Origin of the sequence: Marinobacter denitrificans, from assembly GCF_008795955.1 — a bacterium.
Lineage (GTDB): Bacteria > Pseudomonadota > Gammaproteobacteria > Pseudomonadales > Oleiphilaceae > Marinobacter > Marinobacter denitrificans.
Map to the genome: position 1 here is coordinate 781,434 of NZ_VMHN01000001.1, position 17,492 is coordinate 798,925.

A 17,492-nucleotide genomic window follows, 5' to 3' on the forward strand; every position below is an offset into this window, starting at 1 on the left:
CATGAAACTGAATCCAGGCTGAAATTCGAGCTTACAGGGAGGCCAACTCAACACATGTTGACCTGAATCATGAAAACAGGGCTCAGGCCACGACACACCTCTGCTTCCACAGATAGAACAGCACAGGAATAACAAGCAGCGCGAGAATCACGGCGCTGATCATACCGCCGACCATGGGCGCTGCAATACGCCCCATAACCTCGGACCCTGTGCCGGTACCAATCATGATAGGTACCAGTCCACCGATGATGGCTGCCGCCGTCATCATCACTGGTCGAACCCGCAATCCGGCACCATGCAATACCGCATGGCGAAGGGTTTCGCGCCTGGGGGTCACTCCCTTCTCTTCACAGGTTTCCATCATCTGGTGGAAGGACTGGTTCAGATACACCAGCATGATGACACCAATCTCCACGGCCACGCCGGCCAGGGCAATGAAACCGACACCGACGGCCACCGAGAAGTTGTAGTCCAGCAGATACATCAACCAGATAGCGCCGATCACCGCAAATGGCAGCGTGCCCATGATGATCGCGACTTCCCCGAAACGCCGGAAGTTCAGGAACAGCAGGATGACAATAATGACCAGGGTCAGCGGCACCACATAGGCCAGCTTTTCCTTGGCACGCAGCATGTATTCATACTGACCAGACCAGCTAACGGAGTAGCCTGCGGGCAAATCCAGCTCATCGCTCACGGTAGCCATGGCCTGCTCCACGTAGGTGCCTACATCAACCCCGTCAATATCCACGAAGGTCCATCCATTCAGGCGCGCGTTCTCGCTCTTGATGGCAGGCGGTCCGTCCTCGACCCGGATATCGGCCACATCCGCCAGCGCAATTCGCTGCCCCGACGCGGTTACGATGGGAAGTTGCTCCAGCTTTTCGGGCGAATCCCGGTAATCCTCCGGATACCGAAGATTGATCGGGTAACGCTCAAGACCTTCGATCGTCCTCGACACGTTGATACCACCAATCGCCGAGGCCACCACCTGCTGTACATCCGCGATATTCAGCCCATATCGGGCGGCGCGCTCGCGATCAATATCCACCTTGATGTAGCGTCCACCGGCGACCCGTTCAGAATAGACGGATGCTGTGCCAGGTATGTCCACCATGATTTCCTCAAGACGTTTGCCAATGTCCTGAATAATGGCAAGGTCGGGTCCCGCCACTTTGATGCCAACGGGTGTCTTGATGCCTGTTGCCAGCATGTCGATACGGGTGATAGTCGGCATCACCCAGGCATTGGTTACCCCCGGGAAACGAATCAGGGTATTGAGCTCCTGCTTCAGCTTTTCGGTCGTCATGCCTTCCCGCCATTCATCCCTGGGCTTGAGCTGGATAAACGTCTCGATCATGGTTAACGGCGCCGGATCGGTCGCGGTATCCGCCCGTCCTACTTTGCCAAACACGGTTTCGACCTCGGGCAGGGTCGCAATCAGCTTATCCGTCTGCTGCAACAGCTCCCGTGCCTTACCAATGGAGATGCCCGGGTAGGTGGTGGGCATGTACATCAGGTCGCCCTCATCCAGCGGAGGGATGAACTCACTGCCGATTTTGGTAGCTGGCCACAAACCGATAACCAGGATCAGCAGTGCAGCCAGAACCGTCATTTTGGGAAACCGGAGCACCAGCTTCAGGGCCGGCATATAGGCACCGACCAGCAGGCGGTTTACGGGATTCTTGTGTTCCGGCAGCACCTTGCCGCGAATGAAATAGCCCATAAGCACCGGAACCAGCGTCACTGCGAGAGCTGCACTCGCCGCCATGGCGTAGGTTTTGGTGAAGGCCAGGGGCGCAAACATCCGCCCTTCCTGCGCCTCCAGGGCAAACACCGGCACAAAACTGACGGTAATGATCAGGAGCGAGAAAAACAGCGCCGGCCCTACCTCCGAGGCTGACCTTGCGACGACCTCCCAACGGTTCTCAGGCGTGAGCGGTGTCCGCTCCATGTGCTTGTGCATGTTCTCGATCATCACGATGGCGCCGTCGATCATGGCGCCGATGGCGATGGCAATCCCCCCGAGTGACATGATGTTGGCATTGATGCCCTGCCAGTGCATGACGATAAAGGCCGCCAGAATGCCCACGGGAAGGCTGAGAATCGCCACCAGCGACGAGCGCACGTGGAACAGGAAGACGATGCACACCAGACCGACGACCAGGAACTCTTCAAGCAGTTTGAATCCAAGGTTATTGACAGCCCGCTCGATCAGACCAGAGCGATCATAAACCGTCACCACTTCCACACCTTCGGGCAGGCTGGATTTCAGGTCCTCGAGCTTGGCCTTCACGCCATTAATCGTTGCCTGGGCGTTTTCACCGAAGCGCATCACCACGACGCCGCCGACAGCCTCACCTTCCCCGTTCAGTTCGGCAACACCGCGGCGCATCTGGGGGCCGACTTCAACGCTGGCCACATCTTTCAGAAGTATGGGGGTACCGTTATCGTCGAGACCCAGCGGGATCGATAACAGGTCATCACGGGACTGGATATAGCCGGACGTGCGGACCATGTATTCCGCTTCTGCCATCTCAATGACGGACGCCCCCACTTCCTGGTTACCCCGTTTGATGGCGTTCTGAATGTGAGCCAGGGGTATGCCCAGGGCCCGGAGTTTTTCCGGGCTGACCTTGACCTGATATTGCTTCACCATACCGCCCAGCGCGGCCACCTCAGATACCCCGGGTACCGTTTGCAGTTCGTATTTCAGGAACCAGTCCTGCAGGCTGCGCAGCTCGCTTAAGTCGTGGTTCCCGGTGCGGTCAACCAGGGCATATAGATAAACCCAGCCCACTCCGGTGGCGTCGGGCCCAAGCTGGGGCCGGGCCGAGTCTGGCAGACTGGGCGCCACCTGGGAGAGGTACTCCAGCACCCGTGAGCGGGCCCAATACATATCGGTGTCTTCATCGAAAATCACATATACGTAGGAGTCACCGAAGAACGAGTAGCCCCTGACCGTTTTCGCGCCCGGCACCGAGAGCATGGCCGTTGTCATCGGGTAGGTCACCTGGTCTTCCACCACCTGCGGAGCCTGCCCCGGGAAGCTGGTTTTGATGATGACCTGAACATCGGAGAGATCCGGAAGTGCGTCCACTGGCGTGTTCTTCAAAGAGTAGAGACCAAGCCCGGTGATAAGCAAAGTTGCCAGCAGCACAAGGAAGCGGTTACGAACAGACCAGTAGATGATGGCTGAAATCATGACTCGTCTCCGCCATGATTCATGGTGCTATGATCCATCCCCTCGTGATTCCTAGCCTCCGGCTCTGCCTTCGACTCCGTATGCGCCGGGGACATCCGTTGAAAATCCGACGTTTTGCTGGATTCGGAATCAATCAGGAACTGGGCGGAGGTCACTACAATGTCGCCCGGTTTGGCACCCTCGAGAATTTCCGCATACGGGTCGCCAATACGCCCTACGCTGACATTGACGGATTTGAAGGCGCCCTCCTCCAGCGCCAGTACCAGGCGATCGCTCTGCCCGGTGCGGATGATGGATTCGCGAGGCACAAGCATGCGCCGCTCCCTGCGCTCGCCCTGGACCTCCAGCCCGGCGAACATGCCTCGCAACAGGGCGCCATCGCTATTGTCAAAGCGCATTCTGACCCGCGCCGTCCGGGTTTTCGGGTTGATCTCCGGATAGACATAATCCACGCGCCCCGTCCATTGGCGCCCGGGCATGTAATCCAGAGTCATCACCACCTTATTTCCTGCCTCGAGCGCCGAAAGCTGGCTCTCAAAGACTTCTCCGATCACCCACACCTCATCCAGTGACGCAATCGACAAAACCCGGTCGCCGGGCTTGATGAACATCCCCTCCCGTACGTTCAGGTTATCGATAACGCCCGAGGCCCGGGCATGGACAGTCATTGTTCGCTGAACTTTACGGGCGTCTTTCAGCTGCCGGATCACCGTTGCAGGAACATTCAGGGCCCTGAGACGTTCTTCAGCGGCGTTGATAAGGCGCTGGTTGGTCCGGTTGAGTGCCAGGATAAGCTCTTCCTGGGCGTTAACCAGTGTTGGCGAATAGAGGGTGTAAAGGGGCTTTCCTTTCTCGACGGTTTCGCCCTCCGCTTTGACGTAAAGGGCTTCAATCCACCCTTCAACACGCGGATGCACGTGGGTCATCTCATCCTCGTTGTACTGCACATAACCCACGGTTCTGACGGTGCTTGGCAACCGCCCCTGGATCACGGGTGCCGTGCGCACGCCCAGGTTGTTGACCACGGTCGGTGAGATCCGGACCGTGCCTGGCGAGTCCTCCCCGGAACCGCCCTCCTCATAGACCGGAACCAGGTCCATCCCCATGGGCGACTTGCCAGGTTTATCACGTTTGAAATCGGGGTCCATGGGCGCCACCCAATACAAAGGTTCCTTGCTCTCAGTGGTAGCAGTTTCGGGGGCATGGTTCATTCCGGCGTCGGGGGCCAGCCAGTAGGCAGCCGCCGCCCCGGCAACACCACCCAATAACACAAAACCCAATGGGCGAATCAGATTGGCCATGGTCGTTAGTCCTGATAGTTAGGCAGTTTAAAAGAGGGCTCTTCGGCGGAATTCGCGGTCAGATAACGAAAGCTCGCAAGGCCTTTGGCACGCTCGGCAAGTATCTGTGTCAACTCAACCTGAGCATTGAGTTCGTCAATGCGCGCACGCACGGCTTCTGCGAAATCGCCATCGTCATTGTCGTAAGCTGTCAGGGCGGCGCTGGCCTGCTCTTCCATCTGCGGCAACAGGGTCTGACGGTATAGCCTGACCCGGTCATCAAGCTGCTCAATCCGTGCCATTGCGGCGTGGGCCCTGGCCTGAAGCTCCCGCATCTGCAGTACCCGCTCGGATCTGGCCGCTTCCAGGCGAGCTGTTGAGGAACGCAGTTTCCGGTCCTGTCGGTTGCCGGTAAAAATCGGGAGATCAAAACCAATGCCTACAGAAAACAGGTCGGCGCGGTCCTGTCCGTTCGGTGCCCTGTCCCGATAGCCATACTGCGCAAAAACAGACCACTCTGGTTTGTAGGCCTGGCGCGCCAGGTCAACATCAATCGCCTGGGCATCGATCAACTGATCAGTCGCCCGAATCGAGGGGTGGCGGATCAACCCATCTGAATCTGTTTCCGGCCACCTGTCCGGAAGCCCGGTCAATAGCTCTGGCGGGATCTGTCCGGTCACCGGTAACTGGGCCGCCTCCGCCCCAATCCACTCGCCCAACGATTCACGGTTGGACGCCAGTTGTGTGTTCAGGGCTGCCAGCCGGTCCTCAAGCCGGGTCAGCTCCAGCGAAGCGCGAATAATATCCTGTTGCCTCGAGCCCATGGTTGCCGAGGTGTAGCCCGCTTCAGCAACATCGGACAACTGTTCGAAGAGCCCCCGTTTGTCCTCTATCAACCGGATACTCTCCTGCGATCGCCAGAGCTCAATCCAGAGGTGAGTTACCCGCTCTGTTACCTGCTCGCGCCGATTTTCCCGGCGGAATGGCTGCACGTCAGCCAGCCGGGTCTTTTTTTCACTGGCCAGGTGACGACTGTCACCACGGGGAATGCGCTGGGAGAGTCCAATGGTGGCCTGAGTCATGCCTTCCTGCCCGGTGTCGAAAGTATCCGTGGGCAGATTCGCGGCGCCGATGGTTACCCGGGGATCAGGGAGCGCTCCATCTGCGTAGGACTCTTCCATCAACGCCTCCTGCGTCCGGGCGCTCTGGCGAAGCCAGGGATCGTTCTCGATGGCAGTGGTAACTACATTCGTCAGTTGAAGTTCTGAATTTGCCCAACCGGGCAGACTGGTTAAAACCAGAACAAAGAAAATTGCCGGCTTAATAATGCGAGGGGGGATGGACAACTTGGAATCTCCACTGAAATTATTCTGAAAGGAGATCTTATGTTTCCAGCCTGAAACAAAACTGAAATTTACAATAAAACACGTCTATTTTGATCCACCTCAAGTCATTAATATAACTGACAAATATCAACAATTAGTTTTTTGGATATTAACCTGGGACCAGAAGTCATTTCAGGAACTTTAATAACGGCTGTTTATTTATAGTGTTCTAATAGTGACCATGATGAACTTGTCCAATACGTGAGGGTGATGCCCGTATGCACGACGAAACCAGAAATAACCAGCAAACAGCCAGTACCAATGCGGCTCTACTCAATCGCCATTGTTACTGCATTACCCTTGATCAGGACGCCCTCAACTCAAATCTTCGGGATCAATTTTCGAACGCTGACATTGGTTCCCCGGCGATAGCGATTCCGGAGCTTGATCATTTCTTCTCGGACACCGCCGTTTTTGTCCCCGAGAGTGATATTTTGACGATGGAGGGAGTCGTCCGGGCTATCGAGAAAGCGAGCAAACTTCCGTCTTACCAGACACAGGTCCTGTCCTGGGCTCCAGACATCGCACAGTTCGATCCCGGCCCTGTCGGGGCATTTATGGGCTATGACTTTCATCTGGGGCCCGAAGGCCCTCGACTGATCGAGATCAACACCAATGCCGGCGGTGCTTTTCTTAACGCTGTGCTCGCCCGGGCTCAAAGCCGATGTTGCCAGCCACCTCAACACGCGCCCGCAATCAGCCCGGCGCTGGACAGGTTCGATGATGCGGCGTTCGAGATGTTTAAACATGAGTGGCAAAGGCAGCGCGGGGAATCGATGCCGCAGCGACTGGCCATCGTTGATGACACCCCTGAGAGTCAGTTTCTGTTCCCGGAGTTCCAACTGGCCCAGCGACTCCTTATGGCCCGAGGCATAGATACCCTGATCCTTGATCCTGCCGAGTTCGAGTATGCCAATGGTGAGCTAACCGCCGGTGGAAAACGCATTGACATGGTGTACAACAGGCTGGTGGATTTCGCGCTGGAAGCACCGAACCATGCGCCGTTAAGACGGGCCTATCTCGACGGCGCCGTCGTCGTAACGCCCAACCCGCGAACACACGCAGTGCTGGCCGACAAACGGAACCTGACTCTGTTGTCAGACTCACAGGTGTTGCACGAATGGGGACTGGATACGAAGGACGTGGAGCTACTGGGAAGGGCTGTTCCAAAGACCAGGGTGGTCTCCAGGGCTGACGCGGCCGAGCTATGGCGAGATCGCCGCAGGCTCTTCTTCAAGCCCTTTTCAGGCCATGGCAGTAAAGGTGTGTACCGGGGCGACAAACTGACCCGACGAGTTTTCGAGAACATCCTCGACGGCGATTACATTGCGCAGGACCTCGTCCCTCCGGGGGAGCGAGGTCTCAGAATCGACGACACCGTAACCACCGGGAAAGTCGATATTCGTCTGTACACCTACAATGGAACAACGCTGCTTACCGCTGCCCGCATCTACAAAGGGCAGACGACTAATTTCCGGACACCCGGCGGGGGATTTGCACCCATTTTTCAGCTGTAAGTGTGGCCGATCTACCAGCTGTAAACGCCCCGGTTCAGTCCATCCCGGATGGCGCTCATTTTTGAGATCTGCACCTGGTCACCCGGCATCTGCCCTGAGTCAATCAGATCGCCCGAACAACCTCGGAAAGCACATCCCTGACTTTCCCGGCAACCTGCTTTAGCTCGTCATTATCAATGGCGGTCATGGAAACCACAGGGTCTATCGCGCTGATCTCTACACCCTCCGACACCTCACGAAGAATGACGTTGCAGGGCAGCATTGCGCCCACACGAGGTTCGATACCGATCGCTTCCCAGGCCATAGCAGGGTTACAGGCTCCAAGGATGAGATACGCCGGCATGTCCTTCTCCAGCTTTTTCTTCATGGTGGCCTTGACGTCAATTTCCGTCAGCACCCCGAAACCGTGATCGGCAAGTGCCTGGCGCGCTCTTTTGTCCACGGCCTCGAAACCCTCATCCTTGATCATTCGATTGATTGTGTATGACATGGTTACCTCCAATGGTTCAGACGTTTATTGCCTGGATTCGAGTTTGACCACCCTCAATCGCAGTGCATTCACAATCACGCTGACCGAGGACAGTGACATGGCGGCCGCTGCGAAAATCGGGGACAGCAGTATGCCGAAGACCGGGTACAGAACACCCGCCGCAATGGGAACGCCTGCAGAATTGTATACAAAGGCAAAAAACAGGTTCTGCCGGATATTGCGCATCGTCGCCAGTGACAACTGGCGAGCTTCCACAATACCCATCAGATCCCCGCGCAACAACGTAATACCGGCACTTTCAATGGCCACATCGGTGCCGGTACCCATGGCCACACCGACGTCCGCCGTTGCCAGGGCAGGCGCATCGTTGACGCCATCGCCCGCCATAACCACAACACGGCCTTCGTCTTTCAGGCGCTGAACAATCTTTCCCTTGTCTTCCGGCAGCACTTCCGCTTCCACTTCATCAATATGCAGTTTGCGAGCCACCGCTTCGGCGGATGTGCGGTTATCCCCGGTCAGCATAACAACCCTTATACCGTCTTTCTGCAGGGCTGAAATGGCCGCTTCGGTCGTTTCCTTCACCGGGTCGGCAATGGCGAGTAAGCCGGCAATTTTTCCATCCACCGCCGCGAAAATAACAGTGGCCCCGTCCTTGCGGAGCTGGTCGGCCTCAGATTCAAAATCCGTGGTGTCGACACCTTCGGCTTCCATCAACAGCCGGTTGCCAATCAGTACCTGCTGCCCCTCGATCTTGCCGGTGACTCCTTTGCCGTTCGGGGAATTGAAGCCTTCAGCATCCGGCAGTGTCAGGTCCATGGCACTGGCTTTGTCGAGAATGGCATGGGCCAGCGGGTGCTCGCTACCTTTCTCCAGGCCGCCAGTGAGCCGCATCAGCTCTTCCTCGCTGAACCCTTTGGCCGGGACCAGTTTTGTGACCTGAGGTTTGCCTTCGGTCAGTGTGCCGGTCTTGTCCACTACAACCGTATCTACCTTTTCCATGCGCTCGAGGGCCTCCGCATCGCGGATCAGAACACCGCTCTGAGCACCCCGTCCTACACCGACCATAATGGACATGGGGGTTGCCAGACCCAGTGCACAGGGACAGGCAATAATCAGCACGCTCACGGCAGCAATCAGGCCAAATGCCATGGGCGGTGTCGGCCCGAAGAAGGCCCAGGCAATAAAGGCAATAATGGCGATCACGATCACCGCCGGCACAAAGTAACCTGCCACCTTGTCTGCCAGGCCCTGGATCGGTGCGCGGCTACGCTGGGCGCTGGCCACCATCTGCACGATCTGGGACAACATGGTATCCCGGCCAACCTTGTCGGCCCGCATGATAAAGCTGCCTTGCTGGTTGATGCTGCCACCGATCACCTGGTCACCGAATTTCTTGCTGACCGCCAGGGGCTCGCCGGTCACCATGGATTCATCCACATTGGAGCTACCTTCAAGCAACTCACCGTCCAGCGGCACCTTATCCCCCGGGCGAACCCGCAGGCGGTCGCCAACCTTGACCTGATCCAGCGGCACATCGGATTCGCTGCCGTCGTCGTCCAGCTTCCTGGCCGTCGCGGGTGCCAGGTCCAGCAGAGCTTTTATGGCGCCAGATGTTTTCTCCCGGGCTCGCAACTCCAGTACCTGACCCAGTAACACCAGGACCACGATGACCGCGGCTGCTTCGAAATACACGGCAACCGAACCATCGTCCTGTCGGAAAGCACCCGGGAAGACCTGAGGCGACAATGTCGCCACGAGGCTGTATATCAGTGCCACACCGGTACCAATGGCAATCAGCGTAAACATGTTCAGGTTGCGACTGACCACGGATTTCCAGCCCCGAACAAAGAAGGGCCAGCCACACCAGAGAACCACCGGTGTTGCCAGCACCAGCTGAATCCAGTTGGATGTCTGAGGGGCCACAATCTGGTCGAGTCCGATGAGGTGCCCACCCATTTCAAGCACCAGTACTGGCAAGGTCAGAACCAGGCCGATCCAGAATCGGCGGGTCATATTCGTGAGTTCTGCGGAGGGCCCGTCATCCAGGCTCACTTGCTCCGGTTCCAGAGCCATACCGCAGATGGGGCAGTCTCCCGGTCCCTGCTGGCGGATTTCCGGATGCATGGGGCACGTGTATATTGTGCCAGGCGCTACCGGCTCTTGCTGCTTCTGCTCTTCACCAAGGTACTGTTCGGGGCTGTCATCAAACCGGGACTGGCAATGTGACGAGCAAAAATACCAGGTTTTGCCTTCGTGCTGGCTTCGATGTTCCGCTGTATGCGGATCCACCGACATGCCGCAGACCGGATCCTTGGCAGTATGCTCGCCGGATTCCTCGTGGTTGTGATGACCGTGTTGGTGTCCAGACATTTCGGTCTCCAGTTTCGTCTACCAGACAATCCGGCTACTGGTCAGCGGTGATGATGGGAATGAGCTTCTTCATGTTCCGATTGCCGTGAATGCTCGGACTTTTTCAGAAAAATCTGCTCTGCGACCGCGATAACAATCATCACTACAATTGCTACGCCGATGACAAACGGATCGGTGTTCAGCTTGACCCAGACAAAGCCGCCAAGAACGAGCAAATCCAGCGCAATGGCCATAGCTGGCACCCACGCTTTGGCCTGCACATCTTCGCGCAAATATCGAAGCACACCCCAGTGAATGGCAATATCCATAATCAGATAAAACACTATGCCCAGCGCAGCAATCCGGGAGAGGTCGAAGAAGGCCGTCAGGATAAGCCCCAGCACTACGGTGTAGACCAGCGTGTGCTTCTGGATACTCCCCGGCATGCCGAAGTGGCTATGGGGGACCAACTTCATTTCGGTCAGCATCGCCAGCATACGGGATACCGCAAAAACGCTCGCGAGAATGCCTCCTGCTGTAGCCATCATGGCAAGGGCAACCGTGAACCACACCGCGTACTCCCCAAGTGCCGGGCGTGCGGCAGCGGCAAGAGAGTAGTCCTGTGTTTCGATGATTTCAGCCAGCGACAGATTGCTGGCAACGGCAAAGCCGACCAGCGTGTAGATCACCACGCACGCCGCTATGGAGATAACAATAGCGCGACCTACGTTCCGCTTGGGGTCTATTACTTCGGAGCCACTGTTGGTAATGGTGGTGAAACCCTTGAAGGCCAGAATGCCAAGCGCGGTTGCACCCAGAAAGTTGCCCACAGTTCCATCCTCTCCAGGGGAGGAAAAGTCAACCGTTATGGCATCGGCCACCCAGACCCCGACCAGCCCGAAAATCAATATGCCGCCGATTTTCAGAATTCCGATGAAGGAGGCCACACCCTGAATCATTCGGTTGCCTAACAGGTTGATCAGAAAAGCCACCAGAATCAGTGCTACCCCGAGAACAGGTACCATCCGGCCGCTTTCGTCACCGCCGAAAAGCTGCATGGTGTAAGAACCGAAGGTGCGAGCTAGAAAACTCTGGGCGATCACCATGGAGAAGTACATCAGCAAGGCATTGAATGCCGTGGGCAACCGGTTTCCATAGGCCTTGTGCAGGTACATGCCAATGCCACCGGCAGAGGGCCAGGCATTGGAGATCTTGATGTAGGAATAGGCGCTGAAGCTGACAATCACGGCTGCCGCCAGAAAGGCCAGCGGGAAAAGAGCGCCAGTCATCTGAGCCATCTGTCCGGTCAGCGCAAAGATGCCGGCACCGATCATCACGCCGGTGCCCAGCATCACCGTGCCCGGCAGGGTGAGACTGCCTTCCTGATAGCGAGTGGTTCTGTCCTGTTCCCTGGTCATTCAACCTCCCTCTTTGTCTGATGCCTGATTCGCATCACAACACCCGAAACTGAATTACCGCTGAAAATAGGAGAAGGGAAGCCAAATTTTATTCGGCTTTTGATTTACATCAAATAAAGGTGTCAGGGCCGGGATGGAGCATCCCGGCCCTTTATAGCGGAAGTATCAGAACGAGAGTCGGGCCCCGACGACAGCAAACCAGTCTTCGGTACTGCCACCTGAATCCCGCGCGAGATCGGCCGTGTCTCCATACTTACGCTCATGAACGACCCCCAGATAGGGGGCGAAGGAGCGGTCGATCAGGTCGTAACTCAGCCTCAGCCCCACTTCGGTGGAATTGAGTCCCTTGCCGACGCCGATCTCCCGATCTTCCGAGAACGCCACGAGGCTTTCAAACGAAGCTGACATAATCCAGAAGTTAGTGACCAATAGCTCGTATTCCGCCTCAAAGTCTACCGACGCGTCGCCTTCATCACTGACATAAAGGTTGGTGTCCACCTCGAACCAGTACGGTGCCAGTCCAGTGAGCCCGAGCACGCCATAGACCCGGTCCGGCCCCTCGGGAGTGTCAATGCGGACACCCGCCTTGGCATCCCAGAAGTCGTCCACTGGAGTCTGGGCAACAAACTGGTTTTCAAGGGTTTCCCACGCGTTGTGGGCTTCTTCCCACTCGCCCTCAAACAGCCAGCGGAACTTGAGTTCATCAGTGCCATAGTAGGCGTCACCCTCAACGACTGCCAGTTCCTCGTCTGAATCACTGTAACGGTACTCAAATTTTTCGGCAGATACGCCCCAGAATGTCTTGGCTGTCTGGGTTTTCTTGGCAGGATCTTCCTGAGCGACAGCGGGGTTTGCCAGTGCAGCCACCGCCAGGGACAGGCCACACATGGACACAGCCAGATGGTTCATGATTCATCTCCCTGGTGCTCGCTTTGCTTGCCTTCAGCCACAGCACTGTCCGGGCCACCCTCAACCACGATCTTGCGGAACATGCCGGAGGCCGCGTGATAAGACAGATGACAGTGGAAAGCCCACTCACCCGGCGCATCCACTTCCGTTTCCATATACACCGTAGTGGCAGGCGCCACGCTGATGACGTGCTTCAGAGGGTTCCACTTGCCTTCGCCCACGTCGAGAATCGACCACATACCGTGCAGGTGCATCGGATGGGTCATCATGGTCTCGTTGACGAATTTGAAGCGAACCCGCTCGCCGTATTGCAGCACGATGGGGTCAGCATCCTCGTACTTGGTGCCGTTGATGCTCCACTCGTAACGCTCCATATTGCCGGTAAGGCGGAGCTCAATTTCCCGGGTGGGCTCTCTGTCTTCGTACAGCGGGTTCTGGGCTTTCAGGTCCGCGTAGGAGAGGAATTTGCCGCCATTGCTTGCCGTGGGCATCAACCCGCTGCCCTTGGCATAAAAGGGGTCTTCCGGAAGGGTTTCTCCTTCACCCTGGCCCATACTGCCATGGCCCATGGCGCTGTGATCCATCTCGGCATTGCCGCCCATGTCACTGTGATCCATGCCGGCCATGTCATCGTGGTTCATGTTGCCATGATCCATTCCGCCATGTTCCATATGCCCGGCCATGTCGGCCATGGTCAGCAACGGGGCCTCACGCAATTCCGGCACTTCCGCCGTCATCCCTTTTTCTGGCGCCAGGGTGCCCCGGGCAAAACCGGAACGCCCCATGGATTCGGCGAAGATGGTGTAGGCCTCCTTGTCCTTGATATGAACGATCACATCGTAGGTTTCCGCCACACCAATGCGGAATTCATCCACGTTCACCGGCTGGACGTTGTTGCCGTCGGCCTGAACGACAGTCATTTCCAGCCCCGGGATACGAATATCAAAATAGGTCATCGCAGAGGAGTTGATGAAGCGCAGGCGAATCCTGTCACCCTCCTCAAAAGTTCCTGTCCAGTTCTGCTCCGGACCCTTGCCGTTGATCAGTCCGGTGAAGCCCTGAACGTCTTCGATATCCGCCTTCATCATGCGCATATCGCCCCACATCATCCGGTCCTTCAGCGTTGCCATGAAGCCTTTTTCCCCAGACTCGGCGAAGAAATCTCCCACGGTTTGCTGCTGCCGGTTGTAGTAATCCGCAGACATTTTCAGGTTACGCATGATGCGGTCGCCGGAATGGGGGTGCTTGTCGGTAAGCTGCACCACATATTCCCGATCATAACGGAAGGGTTCACGACCCTCGGGCTCGATCACGATCGCGCCGTAAGCACCGTTGGGCTCCTGGAAGCCAGAGTGGCTGTGGAACCAGTAAGTACCGGCCTGCACAATCGGAAACTGATAGGTAAAGGTTTCCCCCGGCTTGATCCCTGGGAAGCTGATCCCCGGAACGCCATCCTGCTCAAAAGGCAGAATCAGGCCGTGCCAGTGGATGGAGGTCATCTCATCAAGATTGTTGGTGACATTGATCGTGACCTGCTCCCCTTCCTTGAATCGTAATATCGGCCCGGGGGAAGCACCGTTATAACCAATACCTTCCTTGTTGAAATCTCCGGTGTCGATCTGGACCCGATCAACAGAAATGTCATATTCACCGGCGTTGGCTGCCGAAAAGGCAAGGCCGGCCAGCAGAACCATCAGAATGGACTTCTTCATAGGGTAAACCCGCTTATTCAAATTCAATATCGCCGTACATGCCCGCCTGGTAGTGGCCTGGTACGTTGCAGGCAAACTCAAGGTCGGCAGCTTCAGTAAAGGTCCAGATGATTTCTTTGCTCTCACCCGGCTCCATCAGCACACTGTTGGGGTCGTCGTGCTTCATGGAATGGCCGTCGCCCATATCCATTTCCATCATCTCGTGATCGATGCGATCGCCCTTGAGTACGCCATGCTCCACCATCATCTGCATTTCTTTCTGATGGGCCTCGTGCATGTCTGCCGTACCGATATTGAACTCGTGCACCAGGGCCCCCTCGTTCTTCACGCGGAAGCGAATAGTTTCGCCGGGCTCCACGGCGATGGACTCAGGTTCGTAGTAGTTGTCCATCATGGTCACGTCAATGGTGCGGGATACATTTTCCGCCTTTCCAGGCTCGCCCACGGCCTCGCCCCCGTGATGCCCGCCGTGTTCGCCCGCGGCGTAGGCGCCTGAAGAGATTGCCAATACCATGGCAGGTAACAGTGCGTTTTTGAGGATCTGATTCATCGATTTCTCCCGAAACTGATCTGGCTGTTGGATTTTGAGCCATACTCTGCCCCAACAACCTGAATCCTTGCTGAATTTTCCCGTTAATACTTTTTCAGGTTACATTCAGAGAACAGCCGTACACTTCACAAGACTTTGAACTGCAGGAAACCTCATGCGATTGCTTCTGGTGGAAGACGACACTCTCATTGCAGAAAGCCTTAACCGGCAATTGTCCGCGGCAGGCTTTACCGTGGACGAGGCTGGTACCGCAAAACAGGCCGAACATCTTGGCAAGCAGGAAGACTATCGGGCCGTGGTTCTTGACCTGGGGTTGCCCGACGGCAACGGGCTGGCTGTTCTCAAAAGCTGGCGAGCCGCCAAACTGGCAATGCCGGTGCTGATCCTGACCGCGCGGGGCGACTGGCAGGACAAGGTCAATGGCCTCAAGGCGGGGGCCGATGATTACCTGGCCAAACCCTTCCAGACCGAGGAACTGCTGGCCCGGTTGAATGCCCTGATTCGCCGGAGTGAAGGCCGGGTAGAGGCAAAGCTGACCGCCGGGGGCTTCGAACTGGATGAACACCGCCAGTGTCTACATACACCGGATGGCGAGGAACACTCGCTGACGGGCACCGAGTTCCGCCTGCTGCGTTGCCTGATGAGTCGCCCGGGACAACTGTTTTCCAAAGAGCAGTTGCTGGAGCAGCTCTACAACCTCAACGACAGCCCCAGCGACAACACGATTGAAGCCTACGTTCGCCGGCTGCGAAAGATCACCGGAACAGAAGCCATCACCACCCGTCGCGGCCAGGGATATATTTTCAATGCACCGGATTGATCCCCGGCGCTCCATTCGCAGAAGCCTGCTCACCCTGCTGCTGCCAGCCGCCATTGCATTGATGGTTGCTGCCTGGATCATCCATGGCTTGTTACTGGAGCGTATGGCTCAGGGGTTTGTGGAAGACCGGTTACAGGATGAAGTCTCCTTTCTGGAGCACCAGCTGCGGCAATCCGGGCCAGAGGAAATCCGCGACATTGCCGAAGGGGACTATTTCGAGGAAGTCTTCCACCACGCATTTGCCCTGCGCGCAGGCAGTCAGGTTCACAGCTCTCCTGCCCAGTGGTCGACTGTCCTTGAGCCACTGCTGAGCGAGGAAGCCACAGGCCTGGTCCGCAAAACCAGGCCTGAATCCGATGCCTCCATCGCTGATTTCCTGGCGTACCGCAAAGCCTTTTCTCTCAACGGTGAAACCGTGGTGATTGTAGTGGCCGAGGACCTGGGCCATCTGCAGCAAAGTCAGCAGGAACTGCACCTGTGGACGGCCGTTGTGTCCGCCATTCTTCTGGTACTGCTGATACTGGCAATATGGCTGGCAATCCGGCTGTCCCTGAGTTCCGTTAACCGCATTCAACACGGCCTGACCTCCCTGCAGACTGGCGCCACCAACCGGCTGGAAGTCAACGCCCCTGCAGAGTTCCAGCCGTTGATCAGCCAACTGAACCAGCTGCTGGACACCCTGGACCAGCGGCTTTCCCGGTCCCGGGACGCCCTGGCCAACCTCTCACACAGCGTAAAAACACCTGTGTCGGCCATTCGACAGGTACTCGAAGACGACACCCGTGCGCTGGATCCGGAAATGCGTCAACAACTGGCCCAACGGCTGTCTGATATTGACCGCCAGCTGGAGAGCGAAATGCGCCGCAGCCGCTTCGCCGGCCCTCAGGCAGGCAAAGCCGCGAAACCCGTCAGTCAGGCCCGTGACCTCCTGTGGATGCTGGGCCGGCTGTACCCAGACAAGAACTTCGAACTGGAAACCGAACTGGGCCCTGAAACGCGGTGGCCGATCGAAGAGCATGACCTGAATGAGATTCTGGGAAATCTCGTTGATAATGCTGGCAAGTGGGCCAGGAAAAGTGCCGAGTTATCTCTGAGTGAGCACTCGGATCAGTTGATCATTACTGTGGAAGATGACGGGCCCGGCGTCAGTGCCGGGGCACTTCTAACATTAGGCATCCGCGGCGTACGGCTGGATGAACAGACGCCCGGACATGGGCTAGGTCTGGCCATCGCCCGGGAAATCACAGAACGTTATGGTGGTAGTCTATCCTTCAGTATCGGAACGAGGGGCGGGCTCAGGGCCAGCATCTCGGTGCCCAAAGAACGAGACGGGTAAGCGGCTATGAAAATCGGTGAAATCTCAAAAGCGACTGGCGTTCCGGTGGAAACCATCCGTTACTACGAGAAAATCGGCCTGGTGCCGGAGCCAGAGCGGGAAGCCAGTGGCTACAGACAATATCGGCAAAGCCACCTCGACCGGCTGCTCTTCATACGACGCTGTCGCAACCTGGACATGGCCCAGGATGAAATCCGCGAACTGATTCGCCTGGCTGACCAGCCAGATGCAGACTGCAGCGAGGTGGATGCCCTTCTGGCTCGCCACCTGAGCCATGTACGGGAGCGGCTGAAGGAACTGGCAAGCCTCGAAGATACACTCGAACAACTCCAGCGGGCCTGTTCGGATGGCCGTACGGTCAGTGAGTGCGGCATTCTTGGAGGGTTGAGCTCAGAACTCGAGACTCTGGAACCGGAAAATCGCCGCAACCATGTTCCCGGCACTCACGGCCAGCACTGACGGATCCCGTTCATACCAACCTCATTAAAGCCTCAATGTAGCTTTTTCTCTTCCCGGCA

Annotated in this window: 13 protein-coding genes; 4 read left to right on the forward strand and 9 right to left on the reverse strand. The window is 56.9% G+C overall.

Annotation, left to right across the window (positions count from 1 at the left end):
- Nucleotides 1-82: 82 nt before the first annotated feature.
- Genes FO268_RS03655 through FO268_RS03665 form a run of 3 tightly spaced genes read right to left on the reverse strand, consistent with a single transcriptional unit; the run spans nt 83 to nt 5,831 of the window.
- A complete protein-coding gene (locus FO268_RS03655; protein ID WP_150989725.1) occupies nt 83-3,205 on the reverse strand; it encodes an efflux RND transporter permease subunit in 3,123 nt (1,040 codons plus the stop codon).
- Nucleotides 3,202-4,506, reverse strand: coding sequence for an efflux RND transporter periplasmic adaptor subunit (locus FO268_RS03660; RefSeq protein ID WP_150989729.1), 1,305 nt, complete (start codon nt 4,504-4,506; stop codon nt 3,202-3,204). The genes FO268_RS03655 and FO268_RS03660 overlap by 4 nt, the downstream gene beginning before the upstream one ends.
- 5 nt (nt 4,507-4,511) lie before the next feature.
- Complete coding sequence (locus tag FO268_RS03665) at nt 4,512-5,831, reverse strand: TolC family protein (RefSeq protein ID WP_150989732.1); 1,320 nt, start codon at nt 5,829-5,831, stop codon at nt 4,512-4,514.
- 257 nt (nt 5,832-6,088) lie between these two features.
- On the opposite strand from FO268_RS03665, the gene FO268_RS03670 reads away from it, so the two are divergent.
- Nucleotides 6,089-7,387: an ATP-grasp domain-containing protein gene (locus FO268_RS03670; protein WP_150989736.1), complete on the forward strand. Its 1,299-nt coding sequence runs from the start codon at nt 6,089-6,091 to the stop codon at nt 7,385-7,387.
- 103 nt (nt 7,388-7,490) lie between these two features.
- Here FO268_RS03670 and FO268_RS03675 read toward each other — a convergent pair whose 3' ends face one another.
- The 6 genes from FO268_RS03675 to FO268_RS03700 all read right to left on the reverse strand — a co-directional run bounded on the left by FO268_RS03675 (nt 7,491) and on the right by FO268_RS03700 (nt 14,818).
- Nucleotides 7,491-7,877 (reverse strand): DUF302 domain-containing protein, encoded by a 387-nt coding sequence (locus FO268_RS03675; RefSeq protein ID WP_150989739.1) that lies wholly within the window; start codon nt 7,875-7,877, stop codon nt 7,491-7,493.
- A gap of 24 nt (nt 7,878-7,901) precedes the next feature.
- On the reverse strand, nt 7,902-10,250 hold the full coding sequence (locus FO268_RS03680; RefSeq protein ID WP_150989742.1) for a heavy metal translocating P-type ATPase: 2,349 nt from the start codon (nt 10,248-10,250) through the stop codon (nt 7,902-7,904).
- Nucleotides 10,251-10,291: 41 nt separating this feature from the next.
- Nucleotides 10,292-11,647, reverse strand: a complete 1,356-nt coding sequence (locus FO268_RS03685; RefSeq protein WP_150989745.1) for an APC family permease — start codon at nt 11,645-11,647, stop codon at nt 10,292-10,294.
- A gap of 165 nt (nt 11,648-11,812) precedes the next feature.
- A complete protein-coding gene (locus FO268_RS03690) occupies nt 11,813-12,556 on the reverse strand; it encodes a copper resistance protein B (RefSeq protein WP_150989748.1) in 744 nt (247 codons plus the stop codon).
- Nucleotides 12,553-14,268: a copper resistance system multicopper oxidase gene (locus FO268_RS03695; RefSeq protein WP_150989751.1), complete on the reverse strand. Its 1,716-nt coding sequence runs from the start codon at nt 14,266-14,268 to the stop codon at nt 12,553-12,555. The genes FO268_RS03690 and FO268_RS03695 overlap by 4 nt, the downstream gene beginning before the upstream one ends.
- A 13-nt stretch (nt 14,269-14,281) precedes the next feature.
- On the reverse strand, nt 14,282-14,818 hold the full coding sequence (locus FO268_RS03700) for a cupredoxin domain-containing protein (RefSeq protein WP_150989753.1): 537 nt from the start codon (nt 14,816-14,818) through the stop codon (nt 14,282-14,284).
- A 154-nt stretch (nt 14,819-14,972) separates the two neighbouring features.
- On the opposite strand from FO268_RS03700, the gene FO268_RS03705 reads away from it, so the two are divergent.
- The 3 genes from FO268_RS03705 to cadR are packed head-to-tail and all read left to right on the forward strand — an operon-like array spanning nt 14,973 to nt 17,433.
- Complete coding sequence (locus FO268_RS03705) at nt 14,973-15,638, forward strand: response regulator transcription factor (RefSeq protein ID WP_150989756.1); 666 nt, start codon at nt 14,973-14,975, stop codon at nt 15,636-15,638.
- The gene (locus tag FO268_RS03710) at nt 15,625-16,974 is read left to right on the forward strand and encodes an ATP-binding protein (protein WP_150989759.1); all 1,350 of its coding nucleotides are present in this window, start codon (nt 15,625-15,627) and stop codon (nt 16,972-16,974) included. Before FO268_RS03705 ends, FO268_RS03710 begins: the two co-directional genes overlap by 14 nt.
- A gap of 6 nt (nt 16,975-16,980) precedes the next feature.
- Nucleotides 16,981-17,433, forward strand: a complete 453-nt coding sequence (cadR, locus tag FO268_RS03715) for a Cd(II)/Pb(II)-responsive transcriptional regulator (RefSeq protein ID WP_150989762.1) — start codon at nt 16,981-16,983, stop codon at nt 17,431-17,433.
- The last annotated feature ends 59 nt before the right edge of the window (nt 17,434-17,492 follow it).